The organism is Pseudoalteromonas sp. 11L1 (genome assembly GCF_055397545.1).
The window spans coordinates 2,257,129-2,278,750 of sequence record NZ_AP041141.1 but is presented as its reverse complement, the minus strand read 5'-3'; the positions used below and the strand labels follow the sequence as shown (position 1 = coordinate 2,278,750).

Genomic DNA, 21,622 nt, shown 5'->3' with positions numbered 1-21,622 from the left:
TTATCCGTTATAGCTATAAATTAGGTAAGGTCATCGTTAATAATTAACATGATCAGCACCAGGAGGTTTACATGCTTTTAAAAACACTCGCCGTTGGCCTATTACTCGCTTTAGCTGAGATAATTAATGGCAATATTAGAGTAAGGATTTTACATCGATTTTACGCTCTAAAACGCGCTAAAACACTCAGCTTACTTTTGGGCACTGCGATTATTTATGCCATTACTTGGCTGACCTTGCCATGGGTTAACCCTATTTCGTACTTAGATTGTTTAAATGTGGGTTTTGTTTGGCTAACAATAATGCTTAGTTTAGATATTGTTGTGGGCAGATATTTATTTAAGTATAAGTGGCACAAAATACTTGATGATTTTAACCTTTTTAGAGGTAACTTACTGAGTGTGGGCATGCTATTGCTTTTTATAAGCCCCTGCTTGGTTTTTTGGTTACAGATGAAAGTTATGGTTTAGATCACTCCTCTAAAAGCGCAGCGTCTCTTCGCCTTCTTTGTGCATAATTCAATAAACCCTATTTGAACACAGAGAAACGAATGAGGACTAAATGAGAAGCCATAAAAAGTTATTGTTTAGATCACTCCTCTAAAAGCGCAGCGGCTCTTTGCCCTCTTTGTGCATAATTCACTAAACCCTATTTGAACACAGAGAAGCGAATGAGGAGTAAATGAGAAGCCACAAAAAGTTATGGTCTAGTACACTCCTCTAAAAGCGCAGCGGCTCTTTGCCCTCTTTGTGCATAATTCACTAAACCCTATTTGAACACAGAGAAGCGAATAAGGAGTAAATGAGAAGCCACAAAAAGTTATGGTCTAGTACACTCCTCTAAAAGCGCAGCGTCTCTTCGCCCTCTTTGTGCATAATTCACTAAACCCTATTTGAACACAGAGAAGCGAATGAGGAGTAAATGAGAAGCCACAAAAAGTTATGGTGTAGTTCACTTCTCTAAAAGCGCAGCGCCTCTTCACCCTCTTTGTGCGTTAATCACTTAAGATCTATTTAAAGTCAGAAATAAATAAGCTTTCAACATGCCGTTATCTAAGCTAATGCGGTTACTAGCTTGCCTTTTTCATGTGTTGGTTGCATTGCCATTCGCTCCGTGCCTTTTTCGAATTCTTGCTCTAACATTTTTTGTAATTCAGCAATCTGCTCTTTTATGGCATCTACATCAACCCCTTCCTCTCCTAGTTCTTCTGCCAAGGCTTCTATTGCTGCTTTTAACTCAGCTATAGTTTCTTTATCGACACCTAAACGTTGATAAATTAATGCCTCTTGGGCATTTTCTAAAAAGCTTTTGTCTTCTGGTTTAGCGATAAAATTAGGGGTTGCTTGGTTTTCAGCGGTACTGGTTGTTGCCGCAGCGGCAGATGTTGGCAGAACGTCACTCGTTTTTGCCACTTTGTTAACGGGATTATTGTAACTACTATATTGATTTTTAAAGGTTATTGAAGTCATTGGCTCAAATCCATTTTTGCTTTAATCGTTATATTCTTTAACTGAAATAACTTAAGCAACTTTGATACCAGTTAATATTTGATTGTCTCTAAGGCTTATTTTTATTTCAAATTAAGCCCTCTTAACTCATTTCGCACCCACTTCTCATCTAAATACAGCTCTAAGTGTTGCTCAGCAAACTTTAAAAAGCTGCGTGCAGCGTGTGATATATGTCGGTCTGTACGCACCACAAAATACCAATGGCTAGCTAAAGTGGTGTCGGTAACATTAAGCACTTTAAAGCTATTATCACCTTTAGGCAGCACATGCTGAGAAAGCACCGCAATCCCCATACCTGAAGCTACCGCCACTCTAATGGCTTCATTACTGGCCATTTGCACACTGTCACTTAATACCAACCCTCTACTTTGCAGCTCGCTTTCAAATAACATGCGAGTGGCGGAGCCTGTTTCACGCAATAAAAAACGATACGGAACTAAATCAGCCAGTTTAAGTGCGGTTTTATCGGCTAATGGATGATTTAGTGGCACTATAAACACTAAAGGGTTATGTAGAAATCTAGCAGCCTGGGCATGCTCTAAAGATGGCGGGTGACTAAATACATAAATATCGTCTTCTCCGCGTTCAAAGCGTGCTAAAACGGCTGAACGATTACCTATTTCAAGTGGTAGCTCTACATGCGGATGTTCATTACTGTATGGGCCTAACAACTTAGGTAAAATATATTGGGCAGTATTAACCATAGCAATTTTACATCGTCCACGTTCCCCCCCTTTTAGCTCCGCTAAGTAATCTTGGTAATCTTCAAAATGACCAAAAACCTGTTGGCAAGTCCTAAATAAGGCCATACCAGCTTCGGTTATTTGCAACTTTTGTTGCTGCATAATTATTAACGGTTCACCTACCGCTTCTTGTAAGCGTTTAATTTGTAAAGAAACCGTAGGCTGAGTCAAATGAAGTCCACGAGCGGTTTCGCTTATAGAGCCGGTTTTTACTACACTCATAAATACTTCAAGTAGTCGGAAGGAAAGTTGCCTTATATTCATACGCACCTCATAGGTTTTTATCTATAGGATGTTATCATTCATTTTATTATTTACTATATAAAGATTTGCCTATAATAGCGCCGCTTAACAAATTAAATTAGTAATAAAGAGGATAACAGCGTGCCTGATATTGTAGTAATGTTTTTTATTTTAGGATTAGCAGCGGGTATCCTTCGCTCTGATTTAGCTATCCCCAAAGCGACGTATGACACTCTCAGTTTACTACTCATGCTTACCATAGGTCTAAAAGGTGGCATGGTGCTGCATGGCAATTTAAGTTGGCAATTACTCCCAGAAATGGCCTCGGTTATGTTACTTGGTGGGCTTATTCCGCTCACTTTATACCCTATTTTAAAATACGTTGTTAAGCTAAGCGTAGCGAATAGCGCCAGCATTGCTGCCCACTATGGTTCGGTTAGTGCTGGTACATTTGCGGTAGCATTAGCGTATGCCGAATCGGCTAAATTAGAAGTGGGCGCAGAAGTTACCTTGTACCTAGTTATGCTTGAATTACCCGCCATTATTGTAGGTTTACTGTTGTATCGTAAGCTCGACAAAGCGCACAGCGAAAACACCAACTTATCGTTAAAAGCACTGTGGCACGAAACGCTTACCAATAAGAGTGTGATTTTGCTCGTTGGCGGTGTAATTATCGGTATGATGTATGGCACCCAACAGGGTAGCCAGGTTACGAGTTTGCTTACCAGTAGCTTTAAAGTAGTGCTGGCGCTATTTTTACTCGAAATGGGCTTGGTTGCTGCACAAACGCTTCGCCCTTTTCCTTGGCAGCAATGGAAACTGGCTGCCTTCGCCATTATTACGCCGTTATTTTTAGGCACCATTGGCGTTATGGTTGGCACCTTGCTAAATTTAGAATTAGGTTCAGTGGTTATTCTGGGGAGCTTAGTGGCGAGTGCTTCTTACATTGCCGCACCTGCTGCTATAAAAGCCGCTATTCCCAAAGCGGACATTGGTCTTGCCATGCTTAGCTCGTTAGGTGTCACCTTTCCATTTAATGTTATTGTTGGGATTGGTTTGTATCATCAACTTGCCGTTGCCATAAGTTGAATATAACGCATTAAAAAAGCCCAAAGTGGGCTTTTTTAATGCGTATGAGCCCTATAATTTGACACTCTGACGCTTACTTGAGCAACAGTATCAAGCAGTTTTTGTAACACCTTTAAAGACCGCTTTATTTTTTAACTCAAATACTTCGATTTTATGCTCGTTTATAAGTTCATCAACAAAGCAGCTGGGGTTGTTATCATCAGTTATTATGTAGACCTTATGTTTAGCGCGAGTAAGCGCTACATAAAATAAGCGACGCTCTTCACTATGTGCGAAATTATCTTTTGCGGGTAATAATACCTCTAAAATTTGAGGCATTGGCTTAGTGCTCGGGAATCCAAACGCTCCGCCATTCATTGCTAATATAATGACATAATCGGCTTCTTTGCCTTTTGAGCCATGAAACGTATCACACTCAATATGCAATGCTGAAAACTCTTGCTGTAAAGCACTTATATCGGCTTGTGAAGGTAACTGAAATCGAAACCGTGCAAGTAAATACACAGTAACAGGCTTGCCTGAATGACCCTTAATCCCCTGTAGTAAATACTTAATTGCGCCATTATTTAGCTCCGCTATTTTGGTGTTTTTAGCTGAGCCACTTTTCAATGTTTTTAGCACGCTAACGGCGGGCTTAGTTACCTTTGCAACTGAGTGAATGTCTTTAGCTAACTGCGCTGGGTTTTTCATAATAAAACCTGCGGCAACCTCGCCAATTTTATTATTAAAGCGAAAGGTCCTATCTAATAGAGTTTGTGTTGTAAAACCAAAATGTGCGGCAAACTCGGTAGTAAGTCGCATATCTGCACCACTAAAACGGTAAATAGCTTGCCAATCGTCCCCTACTGCAAACAGTGAACTATTAGACTTACTATCGCGCAGTGCTTTTACAAGTGTAGCTCGCAGCGGTGATATATCTTGAAATTCATCTACCATGATATAACGCCAAGGCGATGTAAACTTTTTAGTGTTTACATAATCGAGGGCTTTAATAATCATATCGTCGAAGTCTATTTCGCCCTGCGTGCGTAAATAATGGTTATAGTTGGCTAACAACGGCTTTAATAATTTCCAGGCTTGCTGTATCTGTTTTGAATCGCTCTCAAGTGTTATATTTGCGGTTTTATACACGCTGATTAATTGGCTAAATAAAGTAGCTAACTTGGTTAAATGACCGCCAGATTTTATCTCTTTTAAAAGCGCTATATGATTAGGCTTTGCAGCACTAAATTTAAACTCGCCTTTAACGTCATTAAGAGTGTTATTTATATAATTTACCAGTGCTTTAGCATATTGTGGTTTAGCATTGGCAAGCGATTCAAAACATCCTTCAACCCATTTTATTTTAGCTTTTTCGTTTTCAGCAAGTTTAGATATTTTAGGTGGCTTGCCCTCAACCTCGCTAATAATAGTCAAGCCGACGCTGTGAAACGTGGCCGCTTTAATGGACTCAGTGCCCAGCTTTTGTTTAATTCGTTCATCCATTTCGCAAGCAGCTTGCTTACCATAGGCGAGTAATAAAATATCGTTGTAATTAGCTTGTTCACTGTTAACCAAGTAGCCCGCTCTGGCCACCAACACACTGGTTTTTCCTGTTCCTGCCCCTGCTAGCACTAAGTTATTGTCGTCATCTATTATACAAGCTCGGCGTTGTTGCTCTGTGAGTGGATTTGCTTCAACACAATTAAAAAAATCGTTATAGCGCTCTAATTGAGACTGGGTATATTTATGCTGAAAAAAACGAGTGAGTGCATCACTCCACTGGCTGTATTGTTCAAGCAATTTTATTTGTGTGCTTACTGGTGTTAAAACATCGCTGCTTTTTATCCAAGGTAGCCAACGTTTACATTGCTCATCTACCTGTTTTTTTATATCAGTCACATATGATTGGCGCAAAAACTGAGTGTGAGCAAAGTGGTTTATTTTACTTAACATCTCGTTGAGCACTGCAATATTGCTTTTAACCCATAGCATATCGGTATGCGCTTTAAATGCCCTATTGCTGCCATAGGCTCTCATCCAAATACGATAATGCTTAGAGTCTGTATTAAAGCGCAGTGTTTGCCCAAGCACACCATACTCATAGCTAATGGGCGACGTTAAATCACACCAACTCAATGAGGTTATTTGTGTTTTATTGCTGATCACTAAACCTTGTTGGTTTATATCGGCAAAGCGATGCGGGGTAAAGATACGGCCAAATATACTAGGCTGAATTGAATTCATTAACAGCAGAATTCCTTTATAAAAATGAACCAATTAGCCGTATTTTAAGCGAATATGCCGTACAAGGATAATAAAACCAATAAAAAATAACAGTAATGTTATACGGACTTGCAGCGTATAAAAAACACCCAATTAATTTACCCAACTGCTTGGCATAAGTCCCACTATATGACTAACATTTACTCTAGATACAGTAAGATAACAAGGATTGAAACATGCGAATAAATTCAATTAGAACTAAAGTCATTTTACCAATCGCTTTTTTAGCACTGATCCTTGCAGGCTTGCTAGTTGCCATAGCTTCGATTACTTACATACAAGACAACGCTATGAAAAGGCAAACAGAAACCTTTTTTGAAGCTGTTACTGTTATTCTCAATGCCGACAGAGACATATATCAAGCACGTATTGCACTCGAAAATTTACTCAGCGCAACTGGCGATAGTGAGACGAATAAAACAGAGTTTTTAGAAAACGCAGAGCAAGTAAAGGATCGCTTTAACAAATACTTAATCTATTTAAAAGATGAAGAAGCGTTACTCGCAAAGCATGATTCATTTTCCAGCTTTATGCCTTTGTATAATGAATGGGTCAATCATAGTAAAACACTCATTAATACCAATCACTCGCAAGGTAAAATGCAAAGTGATTTAAATAAATCTGAACCTGAATTTATAAAAATACGCGAAATGATGGATCAGGCAGGCGAAGAGCTGCGCGCTTATACTAATGAACAACAGCAAGATAAAGTGGGGGCTGAGCGCTTAGGGCGTTATGTAGAAGCCATTTCAGAGGTACTAAATGCCGATAGAGATATATACCAAGCCCGGCTTGCAAAACAAAAAATAGTAAACCAACATGGTGATTTAGAACAAAATCAAAAATTATTTGAAGAAAACGCAGCCCAAGTTATACGTCGCTTTAATAGTTATCGTAGCTATTTAATTGACGAGCCGCAGCTAACACAAAAATATGCCAACTTCGATCAGCTTTATCAGCAATGGTATGAGCAAAGTAAAGCCTTGATTTACTCAACTCCTGCAAAGCAAGTCGCTTTAATTGATAATAATTTAGCAAATGCTGATAAAAGCTTTAACGAATTAAGAAATATACTTGATGTTGCGGGCGAAGAGGCACGCACACATGCCAGAGCGGTAAAACAAGACGTACAACATAGCATTCAACTTTTTGAAAAAATTGTTTTTATTGTGATTATTATTGCCTTTATTGTCGCTTTAGGTGTGGGCTATTACATTCCGAAAAAGCTAACCGATAATATCAATAATATTACCCTTCGTATTAAAGAAATAGCCGCTGGCGATGGCGATTTAACCCAGCGTATTAACACTACATCACACGACGAATTAGCTGATTTAAGCAATGAATTTGATAACTTCTTGAGCCATTTACAAACAATAATAAAAAATATTCAGCAGCAATCAAGCCAACTTGGTGCAGTAACGGGTGATTTAAATGATGTATCTGATACCGCGATGGAAGTAACCCAAAAACTTGCTAATGCCTCTGAGTCAATAGTTAGTGCGGGCCATGAGATGGACATGGCCAATCAACAAATGGCAGGTCTTGCAAAAAATACTGCGCAGGAAGCCGATATATCTAGCGAGCAGGTTAAGCAAGGTGTTCAAGCTATTGATGTGTCAGGCAAAGCGATTGAAGATTTAGCTAACGATATTGAGTCAGCATTAGCGAATTCGGTTGAACTAGAAAGTAGCTCTACAGATATAACCTCTGTTCTTGAAGTGATACGTAATATTGCAGAGCAAACAAACTTATTAGCTTTAAATGCAGCGATTGAAGCCGCTAGAGCCGGCGAGCAAGGCCGTGGATTTGCTGTAGTAGCTGATGAGGTAAGAACGCTTGCCACACGAACTCAACAAAGCACAGACGAAATTGATACCATGATCCAACGCTTAAATGACAACGTTAAAGCGTCGTCTGATTCGATTAAAAATAGCCAAACTAATGCCAATACCACTTTAACCAACTTTGACTCAGTAATTACCATTTTTAATAGCCTGACTCACGCATTTGAAAAAGTACAGCAAATGTCGACTGAAACCGCACAAGCTACACAAGAGCAGTCACATGTGGCTAACGAAATAAATCGAAATTTAGTGTCATTAAAAGAGCAATCTGCACAAATGAAACAAATTTCCACGCAAACCACGCAACAATCTAAAAATGTATCGGCCTTATATGAGCAAATGAAATCGCAAGTGGAAAGCTTTAAAGTATGAGCAAGTAACAATTATAAAGTTAAGCGCACGTAAATTGCGCTTAACTTTTGCTATCGATAATAATCAATTCACACTCAGTGGTTGCTGTTAAGGTGATGGTTTTAGTCTGTGTAACTTCTGCGCCGTCACCCTTATTCATGCTAACTGAGGCTGACTCATCATTAATACTAAACTCCCCTGCCGATGCCAATACGTAGGCTTGATGATCAATCGGCTGTGTTATTGACGTGCCTTTTGCCAGCTTGCCACCGTAAATACGCGTCTGCTGATTAATAAAAAGTGCACTATCGGCATCTTTTGGATAACCCGAAACCAGTAAGCTAAGGGTGCTTGTGGCTTGTGTAGGAAACTTCTTGCTTTCCCAGCGCGGCTCAACATTATGTTGATTACTCTGAATCCAAATTTGATAAAACGTTAGTGGTTCATCTGTTAGGTTATATTCTGAGTGGGTAATGCCGGTGCCTGCACTCATTACCTGCACCTCACCTTGCTCGGTGATCCCCTTGTTGCCCATACTATCTTGGTGAGTAATGGCACCACTGCGGATAAAACTAATAATTTCCATATTTCTATGCGGGTGCGCACCAAACCCCATACCTGGGGCTACCCAGTCATCATTAACTACACGCAAAGTGCCAAACCCCATACGCGCAGGATTATAGTAATTCGCAAAACTAAAGTGGTGCTTTGACTTAAGCCAACCATGATCAGCATGGCCTAAGCTATTTTTTGGATAATGGGTAAGCATATTTTTTCCTATACGTTATCTCTGCGTCATTTAGTATTGACGGTCTCGATCATGGGCTGCGTCAAAGGTGTGTTTAACACCTAAAGGCACAATTTGCGTTGGGTTAATGGTTACGTGACTTACGTAGTAATGCACCTTTGTGTATTCTAAATCGACCGTTTCCTTTATCCCAGGTACTTGGTAAAGCTCATTAATGTAGTTACTAAGATGATGAAACTCAGTTAACTTTTCTCGATTACACTTAAAGTGCCCGTGATACACAGCATCAAAGCGGATAAGTGTGGTAAATAATCGCCAATCGGCTTCAGTGAGTGTATCGCCCGCTAAGTAACGCTGTTTTGCTAATCGAGCTTCTAACCAATCTAAGCTATCAAACAAGGCTGTGTAAGCTTCGTTGTAAGCTTCTTGAGTTGTAGCAAAACCGGCTTTATACACCCCATTATTAATGGTGTTATAGACACGGTTATTCACTGTTTCTATTTCTTCACGTAGCGCATCTGGATAATAATCGTCGTTGTTACCAGTAAGCTCATTAAACGCACTATTAAACATGCGAATTATTTCTATTGATTCGTTGTTTACAATAGTCTGCGTTTTTTTATCCCATAAAATAGGTACGGTAACACGCCCTTCATAGCTAGGGTCGGCTTTTAAATACAATTGATAAGCGTAATCTAAGTTATAAAGTGGATCGCCCTGCTCGCCAAATTCCCAACCGTTTTCCATCATGGGTGCTTCAACAATACTCATAGAAATAATGTCTTCGAGCTGCTTTAATTTACGAAATATAATGGTGCGGTGCGCCCAAGGGCAAGCCAAGGATACATATAAATGATAGCGACCTGCTTCTGGTTTAAATTTACTGTTTTGCGCTGATGAAATCGTATCTCTAAACCGGCTATCTTGGCGTACAAATTTACCGTCGCTTTTTTCGGTGTCGTACCATTTATCGACCCATTCACCGTTAACAAGTAACCCCATATCCGTCTCCTTAGTTTATAGAATGTGCCTACCTTACGCAGATTGGCAGCTTAAAGTTTAATCACTTATGTGATCCGCTTATTAATTTAATTTGTTATGAATTTTTCCATCAACAGATAGCTTTCCAGCTCCTTGGATCAGTAAAGCTAAGGTAATAGCTAACAGCGATAACGCAAATTCATAACCGTTATTGCTCATAAATAAACCGTTATCTATGTGCGTGGTAAAAATAGCAACCACCATAGTGATAGCCAGTACAAAACTCGCAGGACGCACCAGCAAACCAACGATGAGTAGTAACCCACCAAAAAATTCGGCGCCACCGGCCATTAATGCCATTAAATAGCCCGGTGCTAAGCCAATCGATTCCATCCATTGCCCTGTGCCTTCCAAGCCATAGCCGCCAAACCACGCAAACAGTTTTTGTGCACCATGAGCACTAAACACTAATCCCGCAATAAGCCTTAATGGTAATGTTGCAAAAGACTGTTCAGTTTTTGTGATGGCGGCTGTAATATTTTTAATCGTCATAGTTTTAACCTGTATTGTTCCAATTGAGTATGCAGCTATTGTATAAGTTGAATTAAAATTAAATAACTCCTATTATTTGCTCTATATGTTCAAATATTTTGAACAGTTGATATTTGGTATGATAATGAATACACCCCCTATAAGCATAGAAGCTTTACTGGTACTGGACGCCATTGAGCATCGTGGCAGTTACGCAGCCGCTGCAGAGCAACTTAATAAAGTGCCCTCAGCCTTGTCGTATATTGTTAATAAACTTGAAGAGCAATTAAATGTAACCTTGTTTCAACGCCAAGGTCGGAGAGCGGTTTTGACCCCCGCAGGTAAACATTTACTAAGCGAGGGGCGTAAAGTACTCAATGCTATAAATAATTTATCGGAGCAAACACAAACCATAGCTAATGGCTGGGAGCCACGGATACGTATTGCCTATGACTCTATTTTTGACATAAGTGACGTATTCAAAAACTTACAGCTATTTTTAAATGAGCATAAAAATATCGAGATAGACATTAAAGAAGAAGTACTCAATGGCACTTGGGAGGCTTTAATTGAGGATGACGTTGACTTAGTGATTGGCGCACCGGCGCCTGTACCTAATCAAAAGGGGATCAGAGCGGTAAAAATAGCCGATATTCAAAATGTATTAGTGGTTCACCCTAGCCACCCGTTAGCACAAGTAAAAAGCCCCGTTAAACCCAGCGAACTTGGTCAATACACCACGGTTATAGTGCATGATTCAGCAAAACAAAGTATTCCGTGGTCAGCTAACTTAATCGAAGGTAATCAACGTTTTTATGTAAGTTCTGTAAGCCAAAAAATGACCGCTATTTTATCCGCTATTGGCATTGGTTATTTACCTGAGAACCTTATTGCTGAGTATGTTAAAGCTAACAAACTGCATGTTGTGGAGCTTACCGAACCACGTCCACCTCAAGACTTATACCTTGCATGGAAAATAACTAACAAAGGTAAAGGGCTAAAACAGTTGACCCAAATTATGCTAAATAATCCTAACTAGTGTTTAACCCTAAAAACGCAAAAGCCCATGCTAAAACAGCATGGGCTTTTTGAATCGGTAATAGATATTACAGTGCGAGGTCTTGCTTAGCGCGCGTTAAGTTGTGCGACACTAACTCGTTACCAGACATTTGTTGTGCTTCGTAAAAGTCTGATAATGCAGCTGTTTCATTTTTAGCCATTAAACGTCCTACACCACGGTTACTTAAAGCAAATGACGTAAGCTCACGTACTTTAAAGCGAGGGCCAGTGCTTTGCTGTAATAAAGTAATTGCTTTTGAGCAAATTTCTTCAGCTTGGCTGTAATTTTTTGATTTTACATTTAATGCACAATCGTTAAATGCAACTTCGAATTCTTGAGGAGCTGTTTTAGCTTCTTCAATAACCATTAACTTGTAATCACTTTGATCAGCCATTACAGCAGCTGAGCAAGTTAATAAAGAGCCAAGAGCGATGGTTTTGATAAGTGAGCGTTTCATGATTAATTTCCTATTTGGTTAGTCGTGCTTGTTGCCGACAACTAAACTTTAGAGTGTTTACTTAATCCCGACAAACGATTAAAAACAAACCAATAAGTGAAAAAAACTAACCTATAGACTTTAAGCTGCTAAAAACGTCTAACAGTTCAAAAAATCAATCACCTCTTCTTGCACATCAATATAATCGTCTTCTGACATATTTAATGTTGCTAAAACTTGTTTTTCTATGTCATCCCAATCTTTAGTGGTGTCACCGCGTAAAACACTATTAACCAAATTTTCAGACATTTTTAAAACGCTGTAACACAATTGTTGATTACTTCCAGTTATATCACTTAGCATACTCAAATCGTGATGACGTAAAATAAGCTGGCAAATATCTACAGGTAAATGCCAGCTGGTCGCTAAATAGTAACCCACAGTGGCATGATTAGTTCCATATAAACGCTCTTCTATATCTATTAAGCTTTCTTTATGGGTATTATTTGAAGTATGTAAAGCACTCACGTAATTATCGAATTTAATTGCCATCGGCACAATGCCACAATCATGAAATAAACCCAGCGTATACAAGTACTCAACGGGAACATTGTTTTTTATACGTTGCCCAATAATCATATTTACATCAGCAATTTCTGATGCGGTATCCCAAAAACGCTCCAAACTAATGCAACATTCTTTTTGGGCGAACATTTGCTTTAGCTTTAAGCTAGGTACTAAAGCTTCAATGCCATTCCACCCTAAAAACATAATAGCCTGTTTAATATTTGACACACTACGAACTAAGCCATAAGCAGGTGAATTAACTATCTTTAGAATAGCTGATGCAATAGCAACATCTTTAGCGATGATTTCTGCGGCGTCTGAGAGCGAGGGCTCCTGTGCAGATGCTAATATTTCAAGATCATTTAAGATTTGTGGTTTTGGTGGGATAACAAAGTTTTTGTTTACATCAGATAACACCTGCTCATTAACTACAATCATCGATGTCTAGCCTCCAGCTAAGCTATATGGATTATTTATTTTATTCCATTTGAACTTTTATACTAGAAGTTGATTAAAGATTTATCAATTTGTAGGTGCTAAATAGGTAGAGCAAAAATATTTTTTAAAACAACATAAGCACACGCCAATGTCTAGGCGTGTGCTTTGAATATTGATTTAGAAGTAATAGCCAATATTAATGTTGAAGCGACGCTCAGTTTCGCTGCTATCGCCCGCTAATGAACCACCAACAAATGGCATATTTTTACCATGAACTAAGTCAAAGTAAGTAAATAAACCACCAGCAGCTACCGAGAAACCGGTTACGTTCATCCACGTATCTCTGCTGTTGTCTGATTTGTCGTAAATTGCACTATAGTCGTTGTAAAACTGTAAGTTTGTTACCGCGCCCCATTGTACCGGTACACTGTATGCTACGTTTGCACTCGACATTGTTGCCTCTGCCGCCATGCTGTCGTAAAACGAGTAAGCGCCCACAGCAATACGGTTTACGTTATCAATATCGTAGTTATATTCACCGTGTTGAAGTTGTAAGTTCCAAGGGCCCATATTACTGTTTAAATGTAATGCCCACGCGTTGTAGTCACCTGCGCGGTCAACACCGTCATGCAAGCCACCAGCAAGTGCCGACACACCTATTTCAGTTTTACCACCTTCATGTTCTAGGTGGTAGCCGTAACGGCCTGAGAACGTATTATACTCGCCTATAGCATTAGTTGGCTCGGCATAAACACCATCTCCCGCTTCTCTAAAGCCAACAATGTCGTAAGAATAGCGATCGCTGCGGTTATCAACATAACCATCAACACCACCTAATTCATCATTTTTGAAAAAGCCCAAATCAAGCTGCCAGTTATCAGCAATCTTACGCTTAAATAACACCCCTAAATCGTGGTCGTCTTCAAGGCCAACATAATAGTTAGTGCTGAAAAAGTAGTTATGTGAGTTGTATGGCCAGTTACCAAAAGGAACCTTGGTAATACCTGCTTGAACTTGCCAATCATCAGCAAAATCGTAAGCTGCATAAGCGTATTTAACAGCGGTCATATAATCAAAAAAGCGAATTTCAGCGTTTAACTTTACATCACCAACGTCGCCTGAGAAATTTAAGCGAAAAATATCAAAGTCAAAATCGCCGCCGCGATTTTTATTATCGTCATCATACGAAGTATGGCTGTAGTTGGTTCGAACAGCACCGCCAATTTTAATTCCCTGAGGCTTGTGTTCATGTTTAGCTACTTTAACTTCAGCTATATCTTCTTTCTCTTCAATGGTGCGCTCGATTGATTTTTCACTTTTTTGCTCTGCTTTTGCAAGTTGCTTTTGCAGCATTTCCACTTGTTTTTGTAAGCTGCTTAATTGCTGCTTAACTTTATCAAGATCTGTATCTGCATGTGCCTGATGTGAAAAAACAACCATAGCCACTGCCAGTGCTAAAGGTTTCATAGGTGTCATAATTTGTCCTTGCTTGCCTTGTTGATATTATTAACTCGAACTTGGTCAGCGTGAGCTAAGTACCTGCTTGATTTTACATGTTGTTTTACAATGATAACGTATTTTTACAACTCTTCAATTACACTTTATGATTTTGCGCAACACACCAGCAACACACAAACTACTTTTAAGCAGGATAAGTATGACAATTGCTCATCACTTTTATAAATGAAAGCAGTAGCTTGCAAAATTAAAGCTTAAAAAAGCAGAGTCATCACGCACCTATTTTAATGTGTTATTATTTGAAAAATCATATTTAAATCAGCCAGTTTACTGCTGCACATATAAATTAAGGCTCTGAAAAATGAAAAATAACGATACCTTTAACACGATTGCTACGTTAATTTTTAAGCATCTTTATAATAACTTTCCAACTCCAAGCCAGTTAGATCCTGAACAATTAATTAGCGATGCCTCAGATCATCAAGGTGAGCAAATAAAAGGAACAATCGCGTTTCTTCTTCATGAAGAATATATATTTTCGACGCCAAGCGCCGCTTTTTTGCTAACCGAAAAAGGCTTTAGCCACGCTTTGTGCCCTAAATTTTAAACTCACCGTTTAAAAAGCGATACCACAAAAAAAGCCCTAGCAATTAAAGCTAGGGCTTTTTAATGATTTTTAATGTTTATTTTTTCTCTTTTTCTAAACGCTTTTTAAGACTCAATGCCGCATCTGCAGCCAACAAACGCATAAATTCAGAGCCGTTGTTTTGTTCGCCTTGACCCGCACCTATAACAATTTCAGGCACTAAGCGGCTGTTACCTAGGCTATTAAATAAAGCCGTTTGAATTTTAACTTCCGCTTTAAGTGTTTCATCAAACACATATTTAGGATCAAGTGCTGCTGACTTTGCGCGTAAACGTGCTTCAGCTAATACATCCATGCCTAATGCCTCTAAGCGTTGCTGTTTTAAGATTTCTTCTTGCTCTTTTGCAAGCTCAGCCTTTACTGCAACACGCTGTTGTGCAGAAATAATTGCATTGGCTTTTATTCGCTCTGCATCAATTTGCTCTTTAATTTTTAGCTTTTCAGACTCAGCTCTTTGCTTTGCAATCGCTTGTTCGCCTAATGCAACTTCTGTACGTGCTTGTTGCTCTGCCTTTTTAAGGTTTTGTCTTGCAAGGGCTTCATCTGCTGCAGCTTGCTTTTGCGCCTCTAAGCGCGCATTTACCTTATTTTCGTAATCAATATCAATAATGCTCGCATCAACCACCGTTATACCGTAAGAGCCTAAAATAGGTGCATTACGCAGCGGCTTTCCTTCAGCATCTTTCTTTATATTAATCGTAACGCGTTGTTGCTTACTTAAATTGCTTAAATCGTCAGACTTGTCACGCTCGCCAGTACTAATAATTTGCTCAGTAACAAAAATGCCATTAGTCAGTTGATCAGAAAAATCTTGGCTTAATTGACCATTACCACCTGAATAATGTTGCTCAACCGACATCATACGTGCCGACGCTTTTACATTTTCTGTAGTGGCACGCATTAAAAGATTTGATATCAGGGTTTCTTGGGAGCCAAATTCTTCATGAATTTTTAATAATCCACGTAAAGCGCCCGACTCACTTGCCGGTACATTACCTGGTAATCTAAAACGTGATACTCCTCTGGCGCCACCAGTTGTCGTATCTAAAAATCGAATAGGAATGAGTGGTACAATGGCACTGGCTGTTGCACTGCTATCACCGGTAAAGTTAATCGAGATAACTTTTTTATAGGCTGATGTGGTGCCAAATGCTTTTAAGTAAGGACCAGCTTGGTTTATTACCGTTAAATTACCAGTAAAAGCTGATTGGTGAACAAGCCGTTCATCGGCTTCATTCCATGAAATAACCTGCGATGTTAATGTTGCAATCACTGCTAACACCACAACAACTGACGTTAATAAAATTACATTACGACGGCCAAAACGTGCCATAAATGATGTATTTTTTGCCTCTGCGACGGCTTGTTGCTCGCTATCCATTTTTAGTACTCTCCATGTTTAATTTCTTTTTAACAAAATAAGTAATTTCTTGTTCGCTTAAGTGCGCACAAAAGCTACCCGATCGATGCAAATCTATAAATGTTGCAAGGATCTCTTGTTTGCCTTTAATTGTTTTTTCCTGGTTTTCTTGGGTTTGGTTTTTCTCGCTAAGTTGAGCAATAAGATCATCAATGATGGTGTCTTTATCAAATAACACATTATATTCTTTTGACTTTCTTACTCGGCTCTTACGTACATTGCTGTAAATCACATAAAGCGCCACACACAAAATAATAACAAGCGTACTTAACCCAATAATATAAAAAATCATAACGTCTGCTTATATTAATTGAATAATTAACCCTAACAACAAATGTAACGGTTAAATCACAAATGTTAAGCCGATAATTTTACAGAATAACGCCCCAAATAACAGAATTAATACTTGGCTCTTGTATATTTTTGTAAAAATTAAAATAGAAAAGTTTAATATCTGAAGTCTCAACATCAACAATGTTACTTTTAATGAGTGTGGGTGACAGCCGCTTAGAGTCAACGGTAAACATATTCTGCTCAAACTTTTATATTGAATATTAAGCCATTTATCCTTTTTAAAATAAGCTGATTTCAAAGTGAAAAATGCAATAATTTCCGAGTAAAGTTAAAAATATTTTAATTTTTTCTGGCGAAGATCAAAATGCGGCCTACCCTTAGTATGTAAATTAGGTACTGATTATTTGCTCAAAATTAAATCATATGGGCATGCAGTTGATCATTTACGTTACATCAAACCACTTATTAGTGAAAAAGGATATAAAGATGAAAAAATGTAAATACGCAGCATTGCTCGCTTCAGCTATCTATGCACAATACAGTTTTGCTGCAATCGATGAGCTCACTATTTTACAACACACTCAAGAAGCAAAAAAAACCACAATTGCCAAACACGCTAATACCCATGTAAATCTTTCTAGGCAATTTACAATCGAAACAACACAAGGTCCTGTAATTACTCAAACTGTATCGCACCCTAATGCTGATTATATAAAGCTACATTTTAGCCAAGTAGATCTAAATGGTGACGCAAAGTTAATCGTTAGAAGCGAAGACAACTCAGAGCGATATGAATATAGTAGTAATAATATGGACGCTGCAACAATCGATAGCTTAAACGGAGATGATGGTGTGCATTCATTTTCTTCTATGTCGGTTTCAAATGACAGCGTTATCATTGAATATTACCCTGATCCAAAAAACAGTAAGCAGCAACACCAGTTTGGTGTTATTGATAGCTATTTTTACGGCACTGAAAGTGCCAATATAAATATCAATGAACAAAATAAACCTGCCCCTTTGTCTACCTGCGGTATTAATGAGCGCAAAGATGTGCAGTGTTGGGCTAATTCCAACCCAACAGAGTTTGACCGCAGCCGCCCCGTAGCACGCTTAGTAATTGGTGGGCGCAGCTTATGTACCGGTTGGCGCGTTGGCAGCGATAATAAATTATTTACCAATAACCACTGTATCGAAACTGCATCTGAGCTTGCTTCTACAGAAGTGTGGTTTAACTACCAAAATAAAAGTTGTAATGGGACAACCAGAGAAACCATTGTAAAAGTAACAGGTAAAGAGTTTTTTAAAACTGACTACACGTTAGATTACACCCTATTTAGTGTTAATGACTTTGCCAATATTGAACAGTTTGGTTACTTAGGGCTTGATGTGCGAAACGCACAGCAAAGTGAACGTATTTATATTCCGCAACATGGTTCAGGTAATCCTAAGGAGCTGTCGATTGAATCTGATCAAGACACCAATGGTTTGTGTCAAGTTAATGCCCCCTCAACGAATGGGCGTGGAAGTAATACGGATATTGGATACTATTGTGACACTATAGGCGGCTCTTCCGGTTCTCCTGTTGTTGCAGCATCAAGTAATCGTGTTATTGCACTTCATCACTTAGGCGGATGCTACAATAAAGGCGCCAAAATAAGTAAGATTTGGCCCCAAGTCGCAACTTACTTTAATAACACAGTGCCTGTTGGCGATAACGACGGTACTACACCACTGCCACCTACCGCACGTTTTGAATACAGCTGTGAGCAATTACAGTGTAATTTTGATGCAACAAGCTCCAGCTCAGCAGGTACTATTAATAGCTATAGTTGGAACTTTGGCGATAACCAAACCGATACAGGTGCAACCGTAGTACATAATTTTGTATCTGAAGGTGATTACAATGTATCTGTTACTGTGCAAGATAGTAACAATAATACAAATACACTAACCCAAACAATTAATGTTTCCAATGGTCCATCAACAGAAATTGAATTAACTAAAGGGCAAGCATTAACAGGCCAAAGTGCAGCATTAAATCAAGAGACTATTTACTATATTGATGTACCTGCAAATAGCACTAACATTTCAATCGACATAACGGGTGGTTCAGGTGATGCAGACCTCTACGTTAAAAAGAGTACAGTGCCGAGCACAAATAATTACGACTGCCGCCCATTTAGAAATGGTAACACTGAAAGCTGTAATATAAGTCAAGGAGAAGGTCGTTTTTACATTATGCTTAAAGCGTATAACAGCTATCAAAACGTAACAATCGTGGCTAATTATGAAAATAGCGCACCACCTACAGATAATGATACTCGCGTATTAACGTCTCGTGCTTATGGATTTCCAGATTTTTGGCAGCGCTATAGTTATGTAGTACCTACAGGCGCAACCACTGTAAACATAAAAACATTGGGTGGCGAGGGAAATACTAACCTCTATGTTCGAGCGGATGCAGCAGTAACAAAAACACAATACGATTGCTTATCGAACAACAAAGACAGCAATGAAAGTTGTATCTTAGAGGTGAGTTCTGGCCAGACATTACAAATCGGCTTGTTAGGCGTCACTAATTACGATTGGGTTAAGCTTGTTGCAACTGCAAAATAATTAATATCATTCCCCTAAACAAAGCACTGCAGTGAACCTGCAGTGCTTTTTATTTGGTTTTAATTTACTCTTTTAATGCAGGCGTAATAAACATCACAATAAATAAAAAATACCACCTATTACAAAAAGAACTCATAGTTAGTCGTTATTAAAAAAAATAATCCGATCTCACTATTGAGTGCGTGATAATAGCTTCAAAACTTGTTTAACTACCATTTCTGGCTCATCATTTTGTGGATAGTGGTAACTTTTACTGGTTAGCACTATCTCACCTTGAGGAAAAGCATTAGCCCAGTTTGAATGAAGTTCTCCCCACATTTCACGCCCTTTTTCAGTAAAAAATAACACCGATGGATTTTCATATTTTTTAACTGAGGCAATAACCGTCACGGGAATATCTGCTATTTGTGGATAATCGGGCAAAGGTCGCTTCGACCAAAAGTCTAAATACTGATTCGACATGCCGTTTTTCATATCATCACGTTTTATAGCAGCAATTTCTTTTTCAGCGCGCGGTAAATCAATCTTACGCATAATATCAACATCATGCTCTGAGGCGGGTTCAATTAACATTAACGCTTTAATGTTATCGGGGTAGCTTGCCGCAAATACCCTTGCGATATAAGCACCATAAGAATGCGCCACATAAACTACCGGTTCTTCAATTTTTAACGCTTTAAGCAATAGTAAAGCCTCAGTAGCATACTGCTCTGAGCTATAGTTTTTCTTTATTTGCGAAGAGCCGCCATTGCCAATTCGAGAATAGCGAATTACTTTTGCATACTTAGTAAGCGAGTTATAAATGGGATCCCAATCACTAAGCCCTGCAGAGCCACCCGCCTCCAGTAAAACAGTGTGTTTGCCACTACCCACCATTTCATATTCAATATCAAAGCCATTTACTTTAACTTTAGAAAGCTCAGCAAACACAGCGGTAGAGGTGATTAATACCCAAAATAGAATCGTTCTTATTATTAGTTTCATTTTGTTAAAGCTAATTAGTAGTTAGCTTAAGTTTATAACATTATAAATAGAGCGACAAAACCTTAATGGATGAATTGTTTATTCTATTCTTTGTGGGTTTGTTTGTGTGCCATTTTATACCGGCCATGCAACCGTATATGCAAAAAGGTTGGCAGGCTGTGGGTTATAACGGCGCGCCTTGGTACTTTGAATTTGTGATAGTGGGTATTGCTGTTTCAACGCTTGGGCTAATGCGGTTGTTTAGGGCGTTTTGGGGTGGTCGGGATAAAAAGAAAGCGCTAGTTAGGAGCTAGAGCTTTTACTTTATAGTTCATGGCATATAGATATTTTTAGCTATTAACTAGAATCCTATATTTGACTAAATCGACATGACTATATAGATTTTTGACACCTTTACCCTCTTCAATGAATCCTACTTCATCGAGGTGTATACCTGCTGTATTACCTTCTATTACGCGCCCTTTAGCAACTAATACATCATTCTTCATTAGAGATATGATTTTATTATTAAGTTCACCATTCTTATATTCCATTACATTTTCCTTTTTGATTGAAGATGCAACATATCAGATTAGTCGACATTATAAAAAATAAGATACTTACGCAACCTTAGAAACTTGCGCTGTGCTAATAAGAAGTATGACACCTAATAATAGTTATTTGTTATGCACAAAATGACAGTGTATTTTATTAACGATTAGTGGTTATTATAGCGCGGGTTACTTGTCCACATTGCGGAGCTAAAGCAACAATTACGTCACGCAAAAAGCAAAGCGCCCATGTGGTTAATTTATATTGCTCGTGTACTAACACTAAAGAGTGCGGGGCTACGTTCCGTATTACCCAATCGTTTGATCACTTCTTAAACCCGCCTTGTAAAACCACTGCGCAATTAGCAGCATCGCTTATTAAAAACCTACCGCGTGAAGAACAATTAGAATTAATTGGGCTATAAACTAAATTCCATACCTAATAACCGTTCAAAATTTCCACTTTTTCAAGTATGTATAAAAAAATAGCAATTGATGATGATTAAAAAAGCAGCTAGATTTTATTTTTGAAATGAGTGAATTTAACCTTTCCTTAGTTGATTTTTGCAAATATAAATGTTATCGAATACTAACAGGTTAGTGTGCACTAACACAAGTGCGTTATACCAATGTTATCCACAATTAGAGCGTTTTTTGTCCCTTGCAATAGATTCTTAATCACACTATCTTGGTGTTGAAGCTGGAATTATTACTACATCTTGTGGTGGTTTTCAGGGGAGGGACTAACACCATACTGGTAATATGGTGTTAGTGAAGTCACTTGCTGAGGTTTCAACAAACGCTTATTTGTACAAAAACAGCGTAACGTATTCTGAAATTATCAGCAAGTTAGTTTTATATTTT

The 21,622-nt window shown here is 38.6% G+C and carries 20 protein-coding genes and 1 pseudogene; 8 read left to right on the top strand and 13 right to left on the bottom strand.

Annotation, left to right across the window (positions count from 1 at the left end; translation table 11 throughout):
- Positions 1–71 precede the first annotated feature (71 nt).
- A complete protein-coding gene (locus ACZ5WS_RS10715; protein WP_198523286.1) occupies positions 72–470 on the top strand; it encodes a hypothetical protein in 399 nt (132 codons plus the stop codon).
- A 582-nt stretch (positions 471–1,052) separates the two neighbouring features.
- Here the strand turns inward: ACZ5WS_RS10715 and ACZ5WS_RS10710 are convergent.
- Together ACZ5WS_RS10710 and ACZ5WS_RS10705 are read right to left on the bottom strand one after the other, a co-directional pair.
- Positions 1,053–1,469: a hypothetical protein gene (locus ACZ5WS_RS10710; RefSeq protein ID WP_075169115.1), complete on the bottom strand. Its 417-nt coding sequence runs from the start codon at positions 1,467–1,469 to the stop codon at positions 1,053–1,055.
- A gap of 101 nt (positions 1,470–1,570) precedes the next feature.
- Positions 1,571–2,515, bottom strand: a complete 945-nt coding sequence (locus ACZ5WS_RS10705) for a LysR family transcriptional regulator (RefSeq protein ID WP_055012601.1) — start codon at positions 2,513–2,515, stop codon at positions 1,571–1,573.
- A gap of 120 nt (positions 2,516–2,635) precedes the next feature.
- Between ACZ5WS_RS10705 and ACZ5WS_RS10700 the strand changes: the two genes are divergently transcribed.
- Positions 2,636–3,583, top strand: coding sequence for a sodium-dependent bicarbonate transport family permease (locus tag ACZ5WS_RS10700; RefSeq protein WP_138607406.1), 948 nt, complete (start codon positions 2,636–2,638; stop codon positions 3,581–3,583).
- Between the two features lie 90 nt (positions 3,584–3,673).
- Here the strand turns inward: ACZ5WS_RS10700 and helD are convergent, their stop codons facing one another.
- Positions 3,674–5,809 carry a DNA helicase IV gene (gene helD / locus ACZ5WS_RS10695; protein WP_464708517.1) on the bottom strand — a complete coding sequence of 712 codons (2,136 nt, stop codon included), beginning with the start codon at positions 5,807–5,809 and terminating at the stop codon, positions 3,674–3,676.
- 215 nt (positions 5,810–6,024) lie between these two features.
- Between helD and ACZ5WS_RS10690 the strand changes: the two genes are divergently transcribed.
- Positions 6,025–8,067 (top strand): methyl-accepting chemotaxis protein, encoded by a 2,043-nt coding sequence (locus tag ACZ5WS_RS10690; protein ID WP_464708514.1) that lies wholly within the window; start codon positions 6,025–6,027, stop codon positions 8,065–8,067.
- 40 nt (positions 8,068–8,107) lie between these two features.
- Here ACZ5WS_RS10690 and ACZ5WS_RS10685 read toward each other — a convergent pair whose 3' ends face one another.
- From ACZ5WS_RS10685 to ACZ5WS_RS10675, 3 genes are all read right to left on the bottom strand, one after another.
- A complete protein-coding gene (locus tag ACZ5WS_RS10685; RefSeq protein ID WP_464708511.1) occupies positions 8,108–8,815 on the bottom strand; it encodes a pirin family protein in 708 nt (235 codons plus the stop codon).
- Between the two features lie 30 nt (positions 8,816–8,845).
- Positions 8,846–9,796 (bottom strand): glutathione S-transferase family protein, encoded by a 951-nt coding sequence (locus ACZ5WS_RS10680; protein WP_464708508.1) that lies wholly within the window; start codon positions 9,794–9,796, stop codon positions 8,846–8,848.
- 81 nt (positions 9,797–9,877) lie between these two features.
- Positions 9,878–10,327 carry a DoxX family protein gene (locus tag ACZ5WS_RS10675; protein WP_008109247.1) on the bottom strand — a complete coding sequence of 150 codons (450 nt, stop codon included), beginning with the start codon at positions 10,325–10,327 and terminating at the stop codon, positions 9,878–9,880.
- A 124-nt stretch (positions 10,328–10,451) separates the two neighbouring features.
- Between ACZ5WS_RS10675 and ACZ5WS_RS10670 the strand changes: the two genes are divergently transcribed.
- Entirely contained in the window at positions 10,452–11,345 is an 894-nt protein-coding gene (locus tag ACZ5WS_RS10670) for a LysR substrate-binding domain-containing protein (protein WP_138607418.1), read from the top strand.
- 67 nt (positions 11,346–11,412) lie between these two features.
- On the opposite strand, the gene ACZ5WS_RS10665 is transcribed toward ACZ5WS_RS10670, so the two are convergent.
- The 3 genes from ACZ5WS_RS10665 to ACZ5WS_RS10655 all read right to left on the bottom strand — a co-directional run bounded on the left by ACZ5WS_RS10665 (position 11,413) and on the right by ACZ5WS_RS10655 (position 14,283).
- The gene (locus tag ACZ5WS_RS10665) at positions 11,413–11,823 is read right to left on the bottom strand and encodes a hypothetical protein (RefSeq protein ID WP_010390302.1); all 411 of its coding nucleotides are present in this window, start codon (positions 11,821–11,823) and stop codon (positions 11,413–11,415) included.
- Between the two features lie 138 nt (positions 11,824–11,961).
- Positions 11,962–12,807, bottom strand: a complete 846-nt coding sequence (locus ACZ5WS_RS10660; RefSeq protein WP_178956195.1) for an HDOD domain-containing protein — start codon at positions 12,805–12,807, stop codon at positions 11,962–11,964.
- Positions 12,808–12,984: 177 nt separating this feature from the next.
- Entirely contained in the window at positions 12,985–14,283 is a 1,299-nt protein-coding gene (locus ACZ5WS_RS10655; RefSeq protein WP_198523290.1) for a porin, read from the bottom strand.
- A 343-nt stretch (positions 14,284–14,626) separates the two neighbouring features.
- On the opposite strand from ACZ5WS_RS10655, the gene ACZ5WS_RS10650 reads away from it, so the two are divergent.
- Positions 14,627–14,872: a hypothetical protein gene (locus ACZ5WS_RS10650; protein ID WP_054201077.1), complete on the top strand. Its 246-nt coding sequence runs from the start codon at positions 14,627–14,629 to the stop codon at positions 14,870–14,872.
- 76 nt (positions 14,873–14,948) lie between these two features.
- Here the strand turns inward: ACZ5WS_RS10650 and ACZ5WS_RS10645 are convergent, their stop codons facing one another.
- Together ACZ5WS_RS10645 and ACZ5WS_RS10640 are read right to left on the bottom strand one after the other, a co-directional pair.
- Entirely contained in the window at positions 14,949–16,292 is a 1,344-nt protein-coding gene (locus tag ACZ5WS_RS10645) for an SPFH domain-containing protein (RefSeq protein ID WP_138607424.1), read from the bottom strand.
- Positions 16,285–16,623, bottom strand: a complete 339-nt coding sequence (locus ACZ5WS_RS10640) for a hypothetical protein (RefSeq protein WP_010390319.1) — start codon at positions 16,621–16,623, stop codon at positions 16,285–16,287. The genes ACZ5WS_RS10645 and ACZ5WS_RS10640 overlap by 8 nt, the downstream gene beginning before the upstream one ends.
- Positions 16,624–17,111: 488 nt before the next feature.
- On the opposite strand from ACZ5WS_RS10640, the gene ACZ5WS_RS10635 reads away from it, so the two are divergent.
- Positions 17,112–19,244: a pre-peptidase C-terminal domain-containing protein gene (locus ACZ5WS_RS10635; RefSeq protein ID WP_464708497.1), complete on the top strand. Its 2,133-nt coding sequence runs from the start codon at positions 17,112–17,114 to the stop codon at positions 19,242–19,244.
- Between the two features lie 171 nt (positions 19,245–19,415).
- Here ACZ5WS_RS10635 and ACZ5WS_RS10630 read toward each other — a convergent pair whose 3' ends face one another.
- The gene (locus ACZ5WS_RS10630) at positions 19,416–20,228 is read right to left on the bottom strand and encodes an alpha/beta fold hydrolase (RefSeq protein WP_464708495.1); all 813 of its coding nucleotides are present in this window, start codon (positions 20,226–20,228) and stop codon (positions 19,416–19,418) included.
- Positions 20,229–20,281: 53 nt separating this feature from the next.
- Between ACZ5WS_RS10630 and ACZ5WS_RS10625 the strand changes: the two are divergent.
- Positions 20,282–20,521, top strand: a pseudogene (locus ACZ5WS_RS10625) (hypothetical protein); the annotation flags it as partial.
- A 36-nt stretch (positions 20,522–20,557) separates the two neighbouring features.
- Here the strand turns inward: ACZ5WS_RS10625 and ACZ5WS_RS10620 are convergent.
- Complete coding sequence (locus tag ACZ5WS_RS10620) at positions 20,558–20,761, bottom strand: hypothetical protein (RefSeq protein ID WP_138764970.1); 204 nt, start codon at positions 20,759–20,761, stop codon at positions 20,558–20,560.
- Between the two features lie 167 nt (positions 20,762–20,928).
- Between ACZ5WS_RS10620 and ACZ5WS_RS10615 the strand changes: the two genes are divergently transcribed.
- The gene (locus ACZ5WS_RS10615; RefSeq protein ID WP_464708491.1) at positions 20,929–21,183 is read left to right on the top strand and encodes an ogr/Delta-like zinc finger family protein; all 255 of its coding nucleotides are present in this window, start codon (positions 20,929–20,931) and stop codon (positions 21,181–21,183) included.
- Positions 21,184–21,622: the final 439 nt, after the last annotated feature.

Bases quoted from the DNA above. Each gene is read 5' to 3' on its own strand.
- ACZ5WS_RS10710 (WP_075169115.1), bottom strand. From the start codon at position 1,469: ATGACTTCAATAACCTTTAAAAATCAATATAGTAGTTACAATAATCCC.
- helD (WP_464708517.1), bottom strand. From the start codon at position 5,809: ATGAATTCAATTCAGCCTAGTATATTTGGCCGTATCTTTACCCCGCAT.
- ACZ5WS_RS10705 (WP_055012601.1), bottom strand. From the start codon at position 2,515: ATGAATATAAGGCAACTTTCCTTCCGACTACTTGAAGTATTTATGAGT.
- ACZ5WS_RS10650 (WP_054201077.1), top strand. From the start codon at position 14,627: ATGAAAAATAACGATACCTTTAACACGATTGCTACGTTAATTTTTAAG.
- ACZ5WS_RS10685 (WP_464708511.1), bottom strand. From the start codon at position 8,815: ATGCTTACCCATTATCCAAAAAATAGCTTAGGCCATGCTGATCATGGT.
- ACZ5WS_RS10645 (WP_138607424.1), bottom strand. From the start codon at position 16,292: ATGGATAGCGAGCAACAAGCCGTCGCAGAGGCAAAAAATACATCATTT.
- ACZ5WS_RS10665 (WP_010390302.1), bottom strand. From the start codon at position 11,823: ATGAAACGCTCACTTATCAAAACCATCGCTCTTGGCTCTTTATTAACT.
- ACZ5WS_RS10675 (WP_008109247.1), bottom strand. From the start codon at position 10,327: ATGACGATTAAAAATATTACAGCCGCCATCACAAAAACTGAACAGTCT.
- ACZ5WS_RS10670 (WP_138607418.1), top strand. From the start codon at position 10,452: ATGAATACACCCCCTATAAGCATAGAAGCTTTACTGGTACTGGACGCC.
- ACZ5WS_RS10680 (WP_464708508.1), bottom strand. From the start codon at position 9,796: ATGGGGTTACTTGTTAACGGTGAATGGGTCGATAAATGGTACGACACC.
- ACZ5WS_RS10640 (WP_010390319.1), bottom strand. From the start codon at position 16,623: ATGATTTTTTATATTATTGGGTTAAGTACGCTTGTTATTATTTTGTGT.
- ACZ5WS_RS10660 (WP_178956195.1), bottom strand. From the start codon at position 12,807: ATGATTGTAGTTAATGAGCAGGTGTTATCTGATGTAAACAAAAACTTT.
- ACZ5WS_RS10715 (WP_198523286.1), top strand. From the start codon at position 72: ATGCTTTTAAAAACACTCGCCGTTGGCCTATTACTCGCTTTAGCTGAG.
- ACZ5WS_RS10690 (WP_464708514.1), top strand. From the start codon at position 6,025: ATGCGAATAAATTCAATTAGAACTAAAGTCATTTTACCAATCGCTTTT.
- ACZ5WS_RS10620 (WP_138764970.1), bottom strand. From the start codon at position 20,761: ATGGAATATAAGAATGGTGAACTTAATAATAAAATCATATCTCTAATG.
- ACZ5WS_RS10655 (WP_198523290.1), bottom strand. From the start codon at position 14,283: ATGACACCTATGAAACCTTTAGCACTGGCAGTGGCTATGGTTGTTTTT.
- ACZ5WS_RS10630 (WP_464708495.1), bottom strand. From the start codon at position 20,228: ATGAAACTAATAATAAGAACGATTCTATTTTGGGTATTAATCACCTCT.
- ACZ5WS_RS10635 (WP_464708497.1), top strand. From the start codon at position 17,112: ATGAAAAAATGTAAATACGCAGCATTGCTCGCTTCAGCTATCTATGCA.